Origin of the sequence: Acinetobacter sp. YH12076, from assembly GCF_013419525.1 — a bacterium.
Taxonomy (GTDB): Bacteria; Pseudomonadota; Gammaproteobacteria; order Pseudomonadales; family Moraxellaceae; genus Acinetobacter; species Acinetobacter amyesii.
Genome location: NZ_VOZY01000002.1, coordinates 130,020 through 148,421 on the forward strand (window position 1 = coordinate 130,020; position 18,402 = coordinate 148,421).

The 18,402-nt window shown below is 43.6% G+C and carries 13 protein-coding genes; 5 read left to right on the forward strand and 8 right to left on the reverse strand.

Annotated features, from left to right (window positions below; genetic code table 11):
* The first annotated feature begins 59 nt into the window (after positions 1–59).
* The gene (locus FTU22_RS02135) at positions 60–1,340 is read left to right on the forward strand and encodes a 3-deoxy-D-manno-octulosonic acid transferase (protein WP_180092744.1); all 1,281 of its coding nucleotides are present in this window, start codon (positions 60–62) and stop codon (positions 1,338–1,340) included.
* A 324-nt stretch (positions 1,341–1,664) separates the two neighbouring features.
* Positions 1,665–2,375 (forward strand): 16S rRNA (uracil(1498)-N(3))-methyltransferase, encoded by a 711-nt coding sequence (locus tag FTU22_RS02140; RefSeq protein ID WP_180092747.1) that lies wholly within the window; start codon positions 1,665–1,667, stop codon positions 2,373–2,375.
* Here FTU22_RS02140 and FTU22_RS02145 read toward each other — a convergent pair.
* Positions 2,361–3,332: a mechanosensitive ion channel family protein gene (locus FTU22_RS02145; RefSeq protein WP_180092749.1), complete on the reverse strand. Its 972-nt coding sequence runs from the start codon at positions 3,330–3,332 to the stop codon at positions 2,361–2,363. The genes FTU22_RS02140 and FTU22_RS02145 overlap by 15 nt on opposite strands.
* A 123-nt stretch (positions 3,333–3,455) precedes the next feature.
* Entirely contained in the window at positions 3,456–4,034 is a 579-nt protein-coding gene (locus FTU22_RS02150) for a DUF805 domain-containing protein (RefSeq protein ID WP_180022760.1), read from the reverse strand.
* A gap of 284 nt (positions 4,035–4,318) precedes the next feature.
* Between FTU22_RS02150 and acs the strand changes: the two genes are divergently transcribed.
* Entirely contained in the window at positions 4,319–6,262 is a 1,944-nt protein-coding gene (gene acs, locus FTU22_RS02155) for an acetate--CoA ligase (RefSeq protein WP_111884479.1), read from the forward strand.
* 305 nt (positions 6,263–6,567) lie between these two features.
* Positions 6,568–7,746: an acyl-CoA dehydrogenase family protein gene (locus FTU22_RS02160; protein WP_180092752.1), complete on the forward strand. Its 1,179-nt coding sequence runs from the start codon at positions 6,568–6,570 to the stop codon at positions 7,744–7,746.
* 71 nt (positions 7,747–7,817) lie between these two features.
* On the opposite strand, the gene FTU22_RS02165 is transcribed toward FTU22_RS02160, so the two are convergent.
* From FTU22_RS02165 to msuE, 4 genes are all read right to left on the reverse strand, one after another.
* Positions 7,818–8,432, reverse strand: a complete 615-nt coding sequence (locus FTU22_RS02165) for a riboflavin synthase subunit alpha (RefSeq protein ID WP_111884481.1) — start codon at positions 8,430–8,432, stop codon at positions 7,818–7,820.
* Positions 8,433–8,557: 125 nt separating this feature from the next.
* Positions 8,558–9,976 carry a deoxyribodipyrimidine photo-lyase gene (locus FTU22_RS02170; RefSeq protein ID WP_180092755.1) on the reverse strand — a complete coding sequence of 473 codons (1,419 nt, stop codon included), beginning with the start codon at positions 9,974–9,976 and terminating at the stop codon, positions 8,558–8,560.
* A gap of 495 nt (positions 9,977–10,471) precedes the next feature.
* Positions 10,472–11,578 carry a dimethylsulfone monooxygenase SfnG gene (sfnG, locus tag FTU22_RS02175; RefSeq protein ID WP_078190545.1) on the reverse strand — a complete coding sequence of 369 codons (1,107 nt, stop codon included), beginning with the start codon at positions 11,576–11,578 and terminating at the stop codon, positions 10,472–10,474.
* 39 nt (positions 11,579–11,617) lie between these two features.
* A complete protein-coding gene (gene msuE, locus FTU22_RS02180; protein WP_180092758.1) occupies positions 11,618–12,349 on the reverse strand; it encodes an FMN reductase in 732 nt (243 codons plus the stop codon).
* Between the two features lie 374 nt (positions 12,350–12,723).
* Between msuE and FTU22_RS02185 the strand changes: the two genes are divergently transcribed.
* The gene (locus tag FTU22_RS02185; protein WP_078190543.1) at positions 12,724–13,374 is read left to right on the forward strand and encodes a response regulator transcription factor; all 651 of its coding nucleotides are present in this window, start codon (positions 12,724–12,726) and stop codon (positions 13,372–13,374) included.
* A 168-nt stretch (positions 13,375–13,542) separates the two neighbouring features.
* Here FTU22_RS02185 and FTU22_RS02190 read toward each other — a convergent pair whose 3' ends face one another.
* Both FTU22_RS02190 and FTU22_RS02195 read right to left on the reverse strand, forming a co-directional pair.
* Positions 13,543–14,310, reverse strand: a complete 768-nt coding sequence (locus FTU22_RS02190; RefSeq protein WP_180092761.1) for a hypothetical protein — start codon at positions 14,308–14,310, stop codon at positions 13,543–13,545.
* Between the two features lie 429 nt (positions 14,311–14,739).
* A complete protein-coding gene (locus tag FTU22_RS02195; RefSeq protein WP_078193193.1) occupies positions 14,740–18,228 on the reverse strand; it encodes a PAS domain-containing hybrid sensor histidine kinase/response regulator in 3,489 nt (1,162 codons plus the stop codon).
* Positions 18,229–18,402: the final 174 nt, after the last annotated feature.

Genomic DNA, 18,402 nt, shown 5'->3' on the forward strand with positions numbered 1-18,402 from the left:
ACATGTGGATAATGCTCTGATATATTCTGCCGATTCAAACCGTTTTTGAGCGTAATAATTTGACTACTCCTTTTTGGTATAACGCAGCTTTGGCACTGATTAAGCCGCTATATCAATGGCGCCTCAAAAAACGTGCTGAAGATCTCCAACTATATCAGCAAGAGTGTCTTGAGCGCTTTGGGCCATTTCAGCCAGTTAAAAACCGCGATGCAATTTGGTTTCATGTGGTTTCCGTAGGAGAAACCAACGCTGCACAGCCGCTGATTGAACATTATCTCAAAGCAGGTCATCCGGTCTTAGTCACCAATACTACCAAAACCGGACAAGCGCGTGCGAAACAATTATTTTTAAAAGCACCGTATGAATCACTGTTTCAGGCCGTGTATTTGCCGGCAGATCAAAAAAAGTTAGTCCGTCGTTTTATCGAAAAATATCAACCTAAAATGTTGGCTCTGGTCGAAACTGAACTCTGGCCAAATTTGATGATTGAAGCCGATCAGGCCAACGTTCCGAGTTTATTAATTAATGCCAGATTATCTGAAAAATCGGCGAAGGGTTATGGCAAAGTTCCGAGTTTGACGCAGCCGATGCTAAAGAGTTTGAAACAATTATTGGCGCAAGATCAGGCAACTTTAGCGCGATTTATTGAGTTGGGTGCAAACCCGCATACCAGTCAAGTCGTGGGAAGTATCAAGTTTGATATTCATGCGCCCGAAAGCTTTGTGCAACAAGCAGCGCAGTTACGACAAGATTGGGATTTGCAAGGCCGTAAAATCATTACCATTGCCAGTACACATGCACCAGAAGAACAAAAACTACTCGCTGCGCTGCAGCCGATTTTGCAACAACAGCCTGAGCTGTTATGTATCGTCGTACCACGTCATCCTGAACGCTTTGATGAAGTTTTTGTAGAAGCGCAGAAACTGAATTTACGCACACAGCGCCGCAGTTTAAACCAAACGATTCAGCCTGAAACGCAATTGTATTTAGCGGATAGTATGGGTGAATTATGGCTTTGGCTGGCACTGAGTCAGGCGTGCTTTGTCGGCGGGTCTTTAAATGAACCAGGCGGTGGACATAATATTTTGGAGCCTATCGCGTTACATGTCCCGACAGTATTAGGTCAGCATTATTTTAATTTTCAAACCATTGTGGATGAATTTGTAGCAGCTGATGCGGTTGTGGTTGTGCAGGATTTTGAGCAGGCGGCCAGTGCATTGGTTGAGATCATTCAAAATACTGCGAAAGCGCAGGCTTTAAATGATGCAGCGCAGCTGATTATGCAAAAGAATACCGGGTCGCTGCAAAAGCATATTCAGGTGATTGATCAGTACCTTTGATTTTTCAACCATGATTTGAATTGGTTGTTGCTTTAAACAGATGAATGAATAGGCTCGGCGGAGTCTTATATCTAAGGTTTGAAGAAAGGGCTTAGCCTTTGGCTGGAGGTACTCTTACGAAACGTTGTTCTCATTCGGCAAAATGGAATGCGAAGCTTCGTAAGGAAGCCATCTTGCGGTGCAATGCAGCTCACCGACAAAACACGTCGAATTTTTATGTCTAACAAATAATCGCTGAAACTTGAGTGATTCTATTGAGTGTTGCCTCGAACAGTTGTGGATGACGTTTTCGCATATCCAATTGAACTGGGTAAGAGAATTTTTATGAACATCGTCTTGCTTGACCCACGTCAAACTGAATCTGAACTGTGGAATATCAGTGCCAAACGCCAAATTGAGCATTTAAAAACCCATGTCGATGTACAAGTGGGCGATACCCTCAAAGTCGGGATTCGGGAAGGAAAACGCTATTTAACCCAAATCGTCAGTATTACGGATAACGGCATTCAACTTAAACCCTTACAAGAAGAAGAAGTACCAGCAAAGCATCCGGTGACTTTAATTGTGGCAATGCCTCGTCCGAAAGTGTTGCGCCGTCTGATCATGGATGCCGTCACCTTAGGCGTAGAAAAAATCATTTTGCTGCACAGTTATCGCGTGGATAAAAGCTATTGGCAGACCCCATTTTTACAGCAGCTCGATCACTATGTGACCTTAGGTTTGGAGCAGGCTGGTGACACTATTGCGCCCAAAATTGAACTGTATAAACGTTTTAAACCCTTTGTGGAGGATGTTCTACCGAGCATGATCTCGTCAGACTATCCCGCTTATGTGGCGCATCCTTATGTCGAAGATGTGATGCCTACAGGAATTCAACATGGATGTACGATCATCATTGGACCTGAAGGTGGATATATCCCTTATGAGGTAGATTTACTCATAAAAAACGGCTGCCAAGCAGTCAGCTTAGGCAACCGAATTATCCGTACAGAAACAGTGATTCCGTACGTTTTAGGGCGATTATTTAGCTGTTGACGCTTCTGCCTCAGCGTGATCACCACGGTAAACTTTCACTTCCTGTACAGGGTACGGAATTGAAATACCATTTTGATTGAATGCTTGGATCAAGTGTTCTTGTACTTCACTGATTGAGTTCGCAGTGGTGGTTTCTGTGGTATCTACCCACCAACGGACATTCAGATTGACCGAGAAATCAGCCAAAGCATTCACGTTTACGGTAAACGCAGGTTGGCTCAAAATGGTCGGGTCTTTGTCTAAAATGGCCAAAACAATGTTTTTAGCTTTTTGAATGTCATCTTCATAACCAATACCCACCACAAATTCACAACGACGACGTTGATAAGCGGTATTCACCGTTACCGCACTGGTGTAAACCGTCGCATTTGGAATCACGATACGACGACCATCGGGAGAGCGTAGGAAGGTTGCACGAATTTGAATATCTTCAACTGTACCTTCCATTCCTGACACAATAATGTCGTCACCGATTTTGAACGGTTCACCGAGGAGAATCAAAATACCCGACAGTAAGTTCTGGAAAATATCTTTAAACGCGAAACCGATTGCAACCGAACCAATCCCCAAGGCACTCATGAGCTGACCCGGTGTGAAACCAGGGATCGCAATGACCATTGCAATCAGGAAACCGAAGAACATAATGGCTGAGCTACCGACACGGTTCAGGACCAAAACTAGATTTTGTTTTGAATAAGAACGGTCAGTGAGTGCTTTACGAACAAAGAATCTAAAGAGTTTTGACAGTAGATAGAAGATCGTAAAAACAATTAATGCGATACAAATATAAGGCAGGCGTTCCCAAAATCCATCGACAAATTTATCGATCGTTGAGTATGCGTCATTATATTTAGAGGTATGTTCCAGCACGGTTTGTGCGGTTTTTTCTGTTGCCTCTTGCAAAAGTTGAGTCGTGCCTTGAGTGACATCACTCAAGGCATTTTCTTTTTCAGCCACGAGTTTTCCAAATGTTCAGATTTTTCGCTATTTTGCCTGAAATTAGTGGCGAAAATAACCCTCATTTACAGGCTTGCGAACAGATGTATCAAAATTCAGACAGGCTCAAATTCGGTCAGTGGCTTAGAAGTATTCAGTACCTTGTTGAATGATTTCTGTAGGCGATTCAATTTCTCCGCTACCCATCATATAAGACGTGATGCTACCTGTAGCCAAGAGCGACAAGACACTGATTAAAATCATCAACCATGCCAGAATTTTTTCCCAAACCGCAGCAGGGCGTGGCGCGCCGTATTGATTTACGGTCGGTGTGCCTGAGGCCAATAATAAATACAGGATAAAGAACAGATTGATCACGGGGATAAATAATAATAGTAGCAACCAACCGGCTTTATTGAGGTCATGCAGCCGACGCACGACAAAGACACAATAAAAATAAATGTAGAGAATAATAATCGCCAAATAGGCGAGGCCAGATACCCCGGTGAATATGCCAACAAATTGCTCATTTAACGCCATAGTATTGATATTGAAAATCCCAACGGCAAGGCTTAAAGCGATCAAGGCAAAAAAGCTGATGATATTGAGAAAGCCGTACCAACCAATCATGCTCAGTCGACCAAAACGTCCATCAGGTTTCAGGGGATTATCCGATGTAGTGGTCGTCTGACGGGAAAAGAAAGAAGAGTCATTGGTATTCATGCTTGGGTCAACTCAACGTGTATGGAAGAATAAAAAAGCGGAATGCTGAGTAAAATTACCTTTGCATTATAGGTTCAAATGAACTGATCAGATACTGAATTGAAACATGTTTTTGTTGAAATTTTGCTCAAAAATATGCTTTAAATGGGAAAGAATAATACGACCAAAGCATGATTGCTGCGATTAAAAATTAATCGTCATACTGCTGTGATGCAGAAATTATAAAAGTAGAAATGTGGCATGGCATCTCGTGATGAGATGAATCAGATCAAGGAAAATACAATATGAAAGAGATCTATCCAGTACCTGAAAGTTTCAAAAAAACCGCGCGCATCAATGAGTCGGAGTACTTTGAGCGTTATCAAAAATCGATTGAACAACCAGATGAGTTTTGGGCAGAGCAAGCGCAAAAGATCGATTGGATCAAACCGTTTACCCAAGTTAAAAATACCAATTTTAAGCAAGATGATTTTAAGATCGAGTGGTTTGCTGATGGTGAATTGAATGTCAGTGCCAACTGTCTCGATCGACATTTAAAAGAACATCCACATAAACCGGCCATTATTTGGGAAGGTGATCATCCTTCACGGCATAAAATCATTTCTTTTGAAGAACTGCATGATGAAACTTGCCGTTTTGCTAATGTGCTGAAAAAACATGGCGTGGGCAAAGGCGACCGTGTGGTGCTGTATATGCCAATGGTGCCCGAAGCGGCTATTGCTATGTTGGCCTGTACCCGAATTGGAGCAGTACACTGCGTGGTTTTTGGCGGGTTCTCACCAGACTCATTGGCAAGTCGTATCGATGATAGTCAGGCGAAAGTCGTGATTACTGCGGATTGTGGGATGCGTGGTGGTAAGCCCATTCCACTCAAAGAAAATGTCGATCTTGCACTCGACATTGAAGGCACATCTTCGGTTCAAAATGTCATTGTGGTGCACCGTACAGGTAACCCGATCGAAATGAAAGCAGATCGTGATTTGTGGTATCACATGGAAATCATGTCGGTCAATGATATTTGTCCACCTGAACCTATGAATGCCGAAGACCCGCTGTTTATTTTATATACATCAGGTTCGACAGGAAAACCGAAAGGTGTATTGCATACCACAGGCGGCTATTTAACCTATGTGAATTGTACCTTCCGTGAAGTTTTTGACCTTAAACAAGATGATGTGTTTTGGTGTACTGCCGATGTTGGTTGGATTACGGGACACTCTTATGTGTTGTATGGGCCATTGTCGAATGGCACCACGACCGTGATGTTTGAAGGTGTACCACAATATCCAAGTTGGGCTCGGACCGGACATATTGTTGATAAACACAACGTCACTATTTTATATACGGCACCGACTGCAATTCGCGCCATGATGCGAGAAGGGGATGCCTTTGTCCGAGAAAGTGACCGCAGTAGTTTGCGTTTACTGGGTTCGGTGGGTGAACCGATTAACCCAGAGGCATGGAATTGGTACTACACCGTGGTAGGTGAAAGCCGCTGCCCAGTGGTGGATACATGGTGGCAAACAGAGACGGGTGGTTTCATGATTACGCCATTGCCTGGAGCAACCGATTTAAAACCAGGTTCAGCGACGCGTCCATTCTTTGGTGTGCAACCTGCGATTGTCGATGCTGAAGGCAATGAGCTTGAAGGTGCCGTAGAAGGTAACTTGGTGATTAAGGATTCTTGGCCGGGACAAATGCGAACCATTTGGGGTGATCCTGAGCGCTTTATTGAGGCCTATTTCTCCACTTATCCGGGGACGTATTTTACAGGTGATGGCGCACGTCGTGACGAGTCTGGCTATTATTGGATTACGGGTCGTGTGGATGACGTCTTGAACGTTTCAGGACACCGATTGGGAACGGCTGAAATTGAAAGTGCATTGGTTGCACATGATGCTGTGGCAGAGTCTGCAGTGGTGGGTATGCCGCATGATATTAAAGGGCAAGGGATTTGCGCCTTTGTCACCCTACAAGCAGGGACAGCAGAGACGGATGAGTTACGTCAGGAACTGGTGGCTTGGGTACGCAAAATCCTTGGACCAGTGGCAACGCCAGATGCATTGCATTGGGCGCCGGCCTTACCAAAAACCCGTTCTGGTAAAATCATGCGCCGTATTTTAAGAAAAATTGCGGCCAATGAATTGGACTCTTTAGGTGATACCTCGACCTTGGCAGAACCTCAAGTGGTTGAACATTTGATTGCTACGGTTTATCCGAAGTCATAAAAACCATTTGAGCGTGAGTGATCACGTTCTGATGAAAGTTCACTATGGCTTATACGAAGGATTATTAAAGCAATAATGAACGTCCTTTCTCCTATAAAAGTTGATTAGGATGAAGGGCCGTTCATGATGCATTTTATCCATCCTAAATACGACGTATAAAATGATCAAATTATAAGTCGCCTGAATCTTGGTGACTTAGATTTCATTAGATATAGATTTTACAGATATAGACTGCAGGCATTGAGATAAGCTGAATGCCTCTACTTTGTTAAGCTAAAACGGTAACAGAATAATCAGACAGATATATGAACGCTTCAACTCCATTGACTCAAGATCCGATCGACATTGCCAAAAAACTGGCGGCAGAATTTGCCACGACGGCTGCTCAGCGTGATAAGCAGGGGGGAAATCCCAAAGCTGAACGTGATTTGATTCGTCAAAGTGGTTTGCTTGCACTTTCCATTGGAAAACAATACGGTGGACAGGGGGCAGATTGGCTGACGATTTTTAAAACCATTCAAACCATTGCTCAAGTGGATAGCTCATTGGCGCATGTTTATGGTTTCCATCATTTATTAATTGCAACGGTACAGTTGTTCGCGCAGCCAGAGCAATATGGCCCGTGGTTTGAACAGACTGCACGTGAGCATTTATTTTGGGGCAATACCTTAAACCCCTTAGACCGTCGTACTACAGCGACGCAACTGTCTGAACACGAATACGTCTTTCATGGCGATAAAAGCTTCTGTTCGGGTTCTATGGATTCAGACATTTTGTTGTGTTCTGGCTTCAATGACGACGGAAAATTATTGATCGGGGTGATTCCTACAGCACGTGAAGGCGTCAGTTTTCTCGGCGATTGGGACAATATGGGACAACGTCAAACCGACAGTGGAAGCAGCCATTTTGAACAAGTTAAAATTTCCAAAGATGAATTACTACTGAACCCAGGCCCATTAAGTAAACCTTATTCGAGTTTACGCCCTTTGATTGCACAGTTGATCTTTGTACATATGTTTCTAGGGGTGGCAGAAGGGGCTTTTGAAACAGCAAAACAGACGGTTCAAAACCAAAAAGCATGGTCAAAATCATTGGTTGAAAATGCAGTGAATGACCCTTTCATTCAAAAGCATTTTGCTGAGTTTTATGTGCAATTAGAAAGTGTACGTTTATTGGCAGATAAAGCGGTTCAGCGTTTGCAATGGGCTTGGGAGATTGGTGAAGCTTTGACGGCGGAACAACGTGGAGAAGTCTCTATTGCGATTGCAACTGCCAAAATCGCAGCCACCAATAGCTCGCTATACATTACGCAAAATATTTTCCAAGTGATGGGCGCACGTGCCACAACTGCCAAACTAAATTTAGATCGCTTCTGGCGCAATGTACGTACCCAGACCTTACACGATCCGATTGATTATAAATATCAGGAGGTCGGTGAATGGGTGCTCACAGCGAAAGTGCCAGATCCAAGTTTTTATTCTTAAACGTATATTGCACATGAGCCAATAAAAAGCCTCCGTTTTGGAGGTTTTTTTGCAATGTGCTGTCAGTCGATTTAACGCTGATGAATATTTTCTAAGGTATCAACTAAGGTTCGCGTTGTTTGATCAATCTCATAATTCACGGCATCACCGACTTGGACATCTTTCCATGTAGTGAGGCGCAGTGTTTCAGGAATAAGATCGATTGAAATTTCACTATTGGCACGATCAACACGGTTCACAGTCAAACTACAACCATTGAGCCCAATAAAACCTTTGAGAAAGAAATATTTAATATTGCCTGCCGGAATGTGAATATCGAGATGAAAGGTTTCCCCGCGATGCTCTAAGTTTTTGATCGTGGCTGTGCCTTCGATATGACCATATAGATTGTGACCACCATTTTCTGCTCCAACTTTGGCTGAGCGTTCGACATTGACCTCATCACCAGCTTTGAGAGTTTTCAGCGTGGTGAGTTGATTGGTCAAATCAGAGACATCAAAATGCACTTGGTTGGCTGCCAAATCAATATGTGTAGCCGTTAAACACACGCCATTAATCGCCACACTTGCCCCGATAAAGACATCATGAAAAAAATTCTGATGATTTGAAATCACCAAGGTTGTGAAGCCATTACCTTGACGAATCTCTAAGACTTTTTCTAAACCTTGCACGATGCCTGTATACATGGGAGCGTCTCTAAAATGATTTGCGTTTTCTATATTGTAGGGACAAAACGAACGCTCGGCTATGCCTTAGAGTGACCATTTCAGTACAGCATTTTGATCTGTCGCAGTTCGATTTTGGCAATGGCCTACAATGCTCGGAATGTTTCAATTGCCGCTAGGCGAGACTGTTTTAAGTCAACGATCGGCTGAGGGTAGTTCAATTCCAATTGAGGATTTTTGGCAAAGGGTTGGTGAATTTGCTTTGCATCCAAATCTGCCAGCTCAGGTAGCCATTGACGTAGATAATCTCCGTTCGGATCAAATTTCTGAGATTGGCTGATTGGGTTAAAAATCCGAAAATAAGGTACAGCATCTGTACCCGTCGAGGCGCACCATTGCCAACCGCCATTATTGGCCGCTAAGTCGCCATCGACAAGGTGCTGCATAAACCATTGTTCCCCCAACCGCCAATCGATCAGTAGATTCTTACTGAGGAACATGGCACAAATCATCCGCACCCGATTATGCATCCAACCCGTAGCCAGTAGTTGACGCATCCCTGCATCGACGATCGGAATGCCCGTCTGGCCGTATTGCCACGCAGCAAAGTCTTGTGGTGCATGGCGCCATTTTATTTTTAAGGTTTTGGTTTGAAACGGCTGGTGCTGAGAAACTTGCGGGTAGTCAAATAAAATGTGCTGGTAAAATTCACGCCAAAGCAGCTCATCGAGCCAAGTTTGTTGTCCTCTGTGGTCGATCTGGAAATAGCCGCCTTGTTCACGAAAAAGGGCTTGCAGACATTGGCGAATAGACAAGATGCCCAAGTTTAAATACATGCCAATTCGACTGGTTCCATTGAGCGCAGGAAAGTCCCGATCATCAGCATAACGATGCAGATGTTGTTCAATAAATTCATCTAAGCACTGTAGTGCGTGATCTTCTCCAATCGGCCAAAGCTCGATTTGAGCAGCTAACAGCCCTGCGGGATAAAAAGGACGCAGATCAAATTCATTTTGCCACAGCGGATGCGGTTCGAGAGCCGCTTGGGCTTCAATAGCGGGATAACAAGTAGGCAAACTGATGCTCAGTTTCTCGTAGCAATTTTTCTTAAATGCACCGAAAACTTGATAAGGATGTCCAGATTGATTGCGAATACTGCCAACAGGAAACAGGGTGCGGTCATGGTACAGCTCAACAGAGATGTGCTGCTGTTCTAATAACTGTTGTACTTCGCGATCTCGTTTAAGTTCATTCACACCATGTTCAATATGTGCATGAACAGTGTGTATATTGAGCTGAGTACATAGGGTTAATAGCTCAGTGGCGATGTCTGACCAATGGGGAATATGCTGAATAATCAGTGGAATATTTAGCTCAGCCAATTGCTGTCGCAAAAGTTCCAGTTGGGCAAGATAGCGATGGATTTTAATGGGGGCATCGTCATGCCTTGCCCATTGTTCAGGAGAAAGCGCAATAAAGGCAATCGTTGGACCAGACTGTGTCGCCTGCCACAGTGCGCTATGGTCATGTCGTCTTAAATCTTGTCGAAACCAAACCAGTTGCATATTTATTGCCTCGTTTGTGTTGGAAATATCACTGGAATTACGGGGGTGTCAATTGGTGATAAAATCATCTAAAAAATATCGATTTTAATAAAAAACCATATAATATCTATGGTTTAACTTAACCGATTGCGCACAATTCTGTCAGCTTAAGCGTACAAGCAACGAAGTTTTTGACGCTAGGCGCACTTTTAAATTTTACCTAAGATGAACTCATACAGGAACAGGACGTTCCGGAACATAAAACAATAACAAAGTGTTCACCATCAGGACTGTGAAGCAAGACAGGAGTCAGGCTTAAGTATCCATATAGAAAAAGCCCGACAGGATGTCGGGCTTTTTCTTTGTTTACAGATCCGCTCAATTTATAGAATCAGAGCATGTCTTTAAATGATACTCGAGATAAAAAATCCCCTAAGCCGAGCCTTAGGGGAGGAAAGTGAAGTGAGCCAGTTGTGATTATTATGCTGATTACATGAGCTGTGACTGCATCAACAATTATGCTGATTTAGCCTGCACAACTTGCTGCTGTTGAGCTTCCAGTTCACGAACCAGTGGCAACACTTTTTCGCCAAAGTATTCCACTTCTTCAATGAAGTGGAGAAAACCTGAGAGAACCAAATCGACACCTACACTTTTGAGTTCCACAATGCGTTCGGCAATTTGTTGTGGCGTGCCAATCAGATTGGTTTTAAAGCCGTCGTTATATTGAACCAAATCTTCAAAAGTAGATTTTGCCCAGTTACCTTCTCCTTCTTTGGTGGATGCACCTGCTTCACGAGTTGCATCGCCAAAGGCATTGACCGCTTCGGTATTGGCATTGTCGATAATAGCTTGAAGCACCGCTTGGGCTTCTTCCTCCGTATCTCGGGCAATGATGAAGGCATTCACCCCGATTTTGACCTGATGGTTGTTAGCTTTGGCTTTTTCACGAATATCATCGATCTGCTTTTTCAACTCAGCAGGGGTATTGCCATTGGTGAAGTACCAATCGGAAACACGTGATGCCATGTCACGTGCTGCACGTGAACTGCCACCTTGGAAGATTTCAATATGCGGTTTTTGCACCGGTTTTGGAGATAGGGTGTAGTCTTTAAATTGATAGTATTTACCATCAAAACTAAAGTTATCCTGCGTCCAAACGCCTTTTAAGCTACGAATGAATTCTTCAGAACGCGCATAGCGTTGATCATGTTCGGGCCATTCTTCACCAATCGCATCAAACTCACCACGGAACCAGCCACTCACAACATTGATTGCAATACGGCCATTGGTAAGATGATCGATGGTCGCCAATTGTTTTGCAGCCAAAGCCGGTTTCCAAGGGCCGGGTAAAATCGCTGCAATGACTTTGAGTTTTTCAGTTTTGGCCAAAATTCCATGGCTGAAACTAACCGACTCATGTTGATTTTCGGCGTTATAGCCTGCGGTAAAACGAATTTGAGTCAGCGCATAATCAAAGCCGCTTTTTTCTGCAGCTTGTGCCAAACGCACGTTATAGTCATAGCTCCAATCGGTACGCTGTTCAATATTACTGACCACCAAACCACCACTGACGTTTGGTACCCAATACGCAAATGTAATGTTTTTTTCTTGTACTGACATTTTGCAAACCCTCGGGATCGAATTGTTATGCTGTGGTGTTTAGGCCACTTGCGTTTTTGGCTTTTTACTATGCAGTCGAGCTTCAGCGGCATCCAAACTTGGAACAGCTGCAGAAGGAAGGACTTCTTCTTGCTCGATTTGCTTATTAATGCCCAAGTTTTGGTTGGCTTGTTGAGACTTGGCTTTCACCACTTCAGCACGCTGACCTTTGGCTGGAGCCCATTCCAAAATCGGCAGCGCACGTGCTACAGCTAAAGTAATGCGGTCACGGAGTAATTCACTATGAATGGTGTATTCAGGGGTGAAATCACGATCTGTTGCGTAGACCCCAATCGGTAATGTTTGCGCTTGGAAGAAACTGAACAATGGGCGCAGTTGATGTTCAAGCACTAAGGCATGGCGTTCAGAACCACCCGAAGCTGCAAGCAAGACAGGTACATCGACCAATGCAGTTTGTTCGACAAAGTCAAAGAAGTGTTTAAACAGGCCTGTAAATGAAGCACGGTAAACTGGCGTTCCAACAATCAGTGCATCAGCAGCTTCAACGGCAGCAAGGTCATCTTGTACACGTTGTGGCAATTGGTTACGGTAAATTGCGCCACCTAATAAATTGCCAATTTCGCTAAACTTAATAAAATGCACATTGATTGGAGTCGCATCACCGAGTTCATCAACAATAGCTTGCACCAAAGCTTCAGTTTTAGATGGATTGTTTAGACCACCTGACACAGCAACAATATTCAGGGGTTTTTGTAGATCAACTTGAGACATTTTTTAAACCTAAAAGTGTGGTTTCTCGGAATGCCTTTTATTAATCCCGATGGGTGGATCACTGTAAAATAACGAAAATCAGAAAAGTTATCTTATTTTTAGATATGTTGTAAAAACCTCAAGATTGGTGAAATTTCAAATTTTAAACTGTTGATATTTAAACATATAATGCTTAGATATAAGCATTTTTACTGAGTTGATAAAATTTATATGAAAATATGATTAGATTTAAAGATTTATAGAAAATGCGAAAAAAGACGCATTTTAGGTGAAAATCTACATTTTAAATGCAAAAAAATAAGTTCTTGCATATCCTTCACATAGCATGTGTGGTTAGAATAGGGGCATTGTGCACAAGATCTCTCACGTTGCTTATGAATATTTTAATCGTTGATGATCACCCGCTGTTTCGTCATGCTTTAATTCAGGCGGTTCGTTATAGTTTGCCTCAGGCGCAAATTCATGAGACTGCAGCAGTCAATGAATGCTATGAACGTCTTGAAAATGGCCCTGAGCCTGATCTTGTGTTATTGGATTTAAACTTGCCGGGTGCTTCAGGCTTTTCTGCCTTGGTACATATTCGCGCACAATATCCATCGATTCCAATCATTGTGGTCTCTGCGCATGAAGAAGCGTCGATTATCCAACGTGCGATTGCACATGGTGCGATGGGTTATATTCCAAAATCTGCACATCCAAGCCACATTGGTGAAGCGATTCGTCAAGTCTTAGAAGGCGAGATTTGGTTGCCACCAAATTTACCAGCCAATATGAACTTTGACCCACGTGCTGCAGATGAAACAGCATTGGCAGAACGTATTCAGTCTTTAACACCGCAACAATTCCGCGTGTTAATGATGGTGGCGGAAGGTTTGTTGAATAAACAAATTGCCTATGAGTTGGATGTGTCTGAAGCAACCATTAAAGCGCATGTGACGGCGATTTTCCGTAAGTTGGGCGTACAAAATCGAACTCAAGCTGTATTGGCAATTAATGCACTGAATATTGAAGAAAAGAAAATCTAAGGATTTTTTCAAAAAAAAAGACCTCCATCGTGGAGGTCTTTTTTTTTGTTTAAGCACTAAGGCTGGCGCTAGATCATTTCGCATTTTAAATGCCGTTTGGTCTTTACATGCGGTTTAAATGCAATAGAGCAATGCAACTTAACAATGACTTAAACAGACCACTTCAACTTAAGCAATATAGTCTTGCTTAGGCGTCAAATCCGTACAGTACAAAGGGTTGAGCGCACATTGCAGCTCATCAATTTGTTCATCGGACACATAGCCGCGCGCTTTGAGATAATCCGCGACACGGTCATCACGTAAACTTAGAAAAGCAGCATCATAAACACCCAAATCCACAAATAGGGCTGCAGTTTCTAAGCTGTTAAAACGGTCCAGATAGACATCATTGTCGTACATCAGGAAGATATGGTCTTGCTTGGAGTTGGCATCGACATTTAAACGTTGAGCCAATTCAAATGGCGCTGTTTTAATAAACAGTAAATCGGATAATTCATCAAACTGTGTTTTATCCAGCTGGTTTTGGTCGGTTTTGACTTTACCAAGCCACGCTTTAAATACCAAAACCGCACCACCACGCAGTAGCATGCTCCAAATCTGATGACGGGTGTCCAAACCCAAGCTATTGGATTCTGCTTCTAAATTCTGCAGCAGTAGATCTTCTTGTTCTGCCAGTCGATCGAATAAGCCAAGACCTTGGGGTTTGTAGGCATTTGGTGCAAAGACATCAAAATTCAGTTCGTCAAACACCTGCAACGCGAGAGGAACGGCACTGCGATAGAGCGTTTCTAGCGCTTCGACATGCACATCACTTAATTTGCTGAACTTAAATAGCTGACGCCAATCGATCTCTGGCAAAATGGCATTGGCACCATACTGACGATGAAACTGTAGATTTTGATCAAAACCATGCGGCATTGTTTCTGAAATATTCACAAGATCACTCCTAATATGCGGGGGAGATCAGCTTCTCAAGTGTTGAGTTATGACGCTTCTTGAATTGGCTTGAAACTGATCAACTTCTTATGAATATTTTTAAAACGAACGGCGGCAGCTAAATATAAGACTAAAGTTTTAGTTTTTATTTTAACCTATAAAATACTGAGTTAAATCAAATAGATTTTTAATTGTAACTAAGTGTACAAGTGTTCACTCATGCATTCGATATCTTTTGCCATAGGCAATCAAAATTTGATATTTATGGCTAATAAATAGACGAAATATCGGGGTGATTTTGAATGATCTTGCCGCTGAGAAAAATTTTTTTGCCAGTTAGGTAAGTTTAAGTAAGAACAAGGTAAACAAAAGCCCATTTCATGTGAATGAAATGGGCTATTTTTCACAGAGCGATGTCATGTAACAGAGCTACTGATTTGAAATCTTCAAACCAGATAACCATGAACGGAGTGAAGCCGGTTTCAACGGTTTTTTCAGTAAGACGATGTTTAACTCTTTTAGACGTTGCGGTAATTCAGGATCAGAATCTGCGGTAATCAGCGCCACAGGGACATTTTCCTGACGGTTATCTAAAATAAAGTCGAGACCGATCTTATTATTATTTAAGTGTTGGTCAACCAACCAAACTTGAATATTTTCTTGTTGAATCAACTCCATGGCCTGTTCAGGTTCAGTGGCTTTAAAGACTTGATAGCCCCATTTGGTCAGTAAGGTCGACATCCCTTCCAAAATCGTTTCATCATTGTCTAAGCACAGAATCTTATAGGCTTTGGTTTTCAGCGGAACGGCTTGAGTCGGTGCAGCGACCACTTTTGGCGCAGCGACTACAGGGACTTCAATCATAAAGCATGAACCATGACCAAGTTCTGAGAACACATGTACTGGGTAGTCGAGTAAGCTGGTCATGCGTTGCACGATGGCTAAACCTAAGCCCAGACCCTGTTCACCCCATGGAGAGGTGTGTCCACAGCGTTCGAACTCTTGGAACAACTTAATGCGCTGTTCTTCCGCGATCCCAGGACCTGTATCCCAAACGCCAATACGAATATGCCCCGGACGTGCTGAACGTAGCACACCCACCACAACACGACCACGCGCCGTATAGCGTAGGGCATTGCTGACGAAGTTTTGGATAATACGACGAATCCACTGTGGGTCGGTGTCAATCCAGAACTGAGCATCGTGTACGGTCAGTTTGATATTACGCTGTGCTGCAATCGATTTAAATTGCAGTTCAAGATCACTGAGCAAGTCATGTAGTGGATAAGGCTGACGTTTCGGTTGAATGGTTCCACCTTCGAGTCGTGCAATGTCCAAGAGGGCAGAGAGCATACTTTCCGCACCATGCAGCGCACGATCAAGTTGCTGAAGCGTTTTACGATCATCATCATTTTGTACGCTTTGCTCGAGGGCGGTACTAAACAGACGCGCAGCATGCATCGGTTGCAATAAGTCATGGCTTGCAGCAGCAATAAAGCGGCTTTTCGACATATTGGCTTTATCGGCTTGCTCACGTGCCAATTGTTGTTCAGACAGGGCATCTGCCAACTGTTGGGTACGGTCTTGTACACGTCCTTCAAGCAAGGCTTCATTTTCACGGAAAGCAGTAATATCGGCAAAGGTCGTGACGAAACCACCGCCTTCGATTGGGTTGCCGCGCATCTGAATCACACGACCATCTTTACGAATCCGTTCAAATTCGTGTGCGCTGCCGACTTGCATCCAATGCATGCGTTTACGCACATGTTCCTCGACTGAACCGGGACCACATTCGCCGCGTTCAGCGTTATAACGAATCAAGTCTGAAATTGGGCAACCGACGTAGACAATGTCTTTTGGATAATCAAACAGTTTGAGGTATTGATTGTTCCATGCCACCAAACACATATTTTCATCAACCACAGACACACCTTGAGTCATATGGTCGATCATGGTCATGATCAGGTTTTGGTTAAAGCGCTGCCACTGTGAGGCTTGGTCAAGAATATTGGCGACCTGACCGAGTGCTAAACCATTATTAACCATGGCTGTGGTGAGTAAGGTACGGGCAGATGCCGCACCGATGGTGCCTGCAAGATACTGTTCGGTAAAACGCCACCACATGCCGTTGGCGCTGCTATTTTCATTTAAAACGACATTGTTTTGTGCGCAGAACTGGTTGAAGGCACGCATGGTTGGACCTTCACCGGTAATACGTTTTGCCAAGGTAATCAAATCACCTACTTTTAGACGCGCCACATCATGGTGAATATAGCTGATGTCATTCGATGTACTTTGAGCAGGAAGGGGCTTGGTTTCATAATAAAAGAAACTTTCGGCCTGAATTTGCTCGGCAACACTTGGACGGAAGACGCGGGAAATCCAAATATAGAGGGTGATATTTAAACCGAGCGCCCAAACTACGCCATGGGTAAGTGGATCGAAAGATTCAAACCCTAACAGTGCTTCAGGACGTAACCAACTCAAGCCTAGCGGACCCTGACTTAAAAGATTTTCGGTAAATGTTTTAAATTGTTCAGGTAAGCTACGCAATACGGTTGGTAATAACAGGGTATAAGCCCACATGCCAAAACCGACCAACAAACCCGCATATACACCTTGCTTACTTCCGCCACGCCAATACAAACCACCAATTAGCGCCGGTGCAAACTGTGCCACAGCACTGAAGGCCAATAGGCCAAATACTGATAATTGGTCAATGTCATTGAAGAAATGGAAGAACAAGAAGCCCAATAACATGACCGCTAAAATACACACACGACGTGTGAATTTCAGTACGAGTGGTAGGCGTTTGTCATGACGTGACAATAAGCGTGTACGCCACAGTGCAGGCATGATCAAGTCATTACTGAGCATAATCGACAAAGCCACTGAAGACACCAACAGCATACCTGTCGAAGCTGAAAAACCACCGAGAAAGGCAAGTAAAGTCAACCAGTCTTGGTTATAACTTAAAGGCAGTGAGAGCACAGCAACATCGGGGATTGCCAAGTAGGCAGGTGCTGCATGCAGCGCCCAACTGGCAATCGGGATGATCGCGATAATGGTTAAAATCAGATAAATGGCAAACCAACGACGAGCACCACGGATATGCTTTTCATCACGTAGTTCAACCACCGCGACATGGAACTGACGTGGTAGACAAATAATCGCTAAAGCAGCCAATAATGTTTGAATCCAAAAGCTTTCTGGCACACCTTTGAGCTGGACATCTTTAAATGTACTGCTAATGTCATGGCTGATTTGCGCCATGTTTTCAGGTGATTCAAAAACAAAGAAAAATGCGACTGCAAGTAGTGCAAACAGCTTGACGAAAGACTCAAATGCCACAGCCAACATTAAGCCGCCGTGCTGTTCAGTATTGGCAATCTGTCGTGTCCCAAACATCATCGCCAAAATCGCCAATACACCGGTCAAAAACAGCACACTATTGGTGGTACCTGTCAGACCAGCGGTCGGTTCTAAAATGACCGTTGCACTTAGGGCAATCGCACGTAGCTGCAAGGCTAAATAGGGAATAATGGCAATTACGGCAAGGATCGTGACCAGTGAAGCTAAGGGGCCACTTTTACCATATCGTGCTGCTACAAAGTCGGCAATCGATGAAATGGCATGATGCTGACGGACACGCCCTAAACGTCGCCAAATATCATAGCCGAGCGCAACAAATAGCAGCGGTCCCAGATAAATTGGCAGGAAAATAATGCCCTCACGAACGGCGGCACCTGTTGCGCCATAAAATGTCCAAGATGAACAGTAAACCCCTAAAGTTAGGCTAAAGAGAAGCATTCTGCCGCGAGTACTGAGCCTGCTGGCATGCTTTTCACCAAAGAATGCACATACAAAGAGTAATGCGATGTAAAGGGCCAATACCCCGACGATAAGCCAACTATTCATAAAGCCTGCAGCATATTAATTCTCGCTTAATGATAACGCATCCATAGGCTTAGGGAGGTTATTGCTCAAAATTTAACGACCAAAGTCTAAATTACAAGAGATAAGGAACATTGGTAAGTTTAGCTTCGAAATAATTCGAATTAGAAAATTGCGCGCCAAGGTTCGGCGTAAGGA

Bases quoted from the DNA above. Each gene is read 5' to 3' on its own strand.
- acs (WP_111884479.1), top strand. From the start codon at position 4,319: ATGAAAGAGATCTATCCAGTACCTGAAAGTTTCAAAAAAACCGCGCGC.
- FTU22_RS02140 (WP_180092747.1), top strand. From the start codon at position 1,665: ATGAACATCGTCTTGCTTGACCCACGTCAAACTGAATCTGAACTGTGG.
- FTU22_RS02165 (WP_111884481.1), bottom strand. From the start codon at position 8,432: ATGTATACAGGCATCGTGCAAGGTTTAGAAAAAGTCTTAGAGATTCGT.
- FTU22_RS02185 (WP_078190543.1), top strand. From the start codon at position 12,724: ATGAATATTTTAATCGTTGATGATCACCCGCTGTTTCGTCATGCTTTA.
- sfnG (WP_078190545.1), bottom strand. From the start codon at position 11,578: ATGTCAGTACAAGAAAAAAACATTACATTTGCGTATTGGGTACCAAAC.
- FTU22_RS02170 (WP_180092755.1), bottom strand. From the start codon at position 9,976: ATGCAACTGGTTTGGTTTCGACAAGATTTAAGACGACATGACCATAGC.
- FTU22_RS02160 (WP_180092752.1), top strand. From the start codon at position 6,568: ATGAACGCTTCAACTCCATTGACTCAAGATCCGATCGACATTGCCAAA.
- FTU22_RS02150 (WP_180022760.1), bottom strand. From the start codon at position 4,034: ATGAATACCAATGACTCTTCTTTCTTTTCCCGTCAGACGACCACTACA.
- msuE (WP_180092758.1), bottom strand. From the start codon at position 12,349: ATGTCTCAAGTTGATCTACAAAAACCCCTGAATATTGTTGCTGTGTCA.
- FTU22_RS02195 (WP_078193193.1), bottom strand. From the start codon at position 18,228: ATGAATAGTTGGCTTATCGTCGGGGTATTGGCCCTTTACATCGCATTA.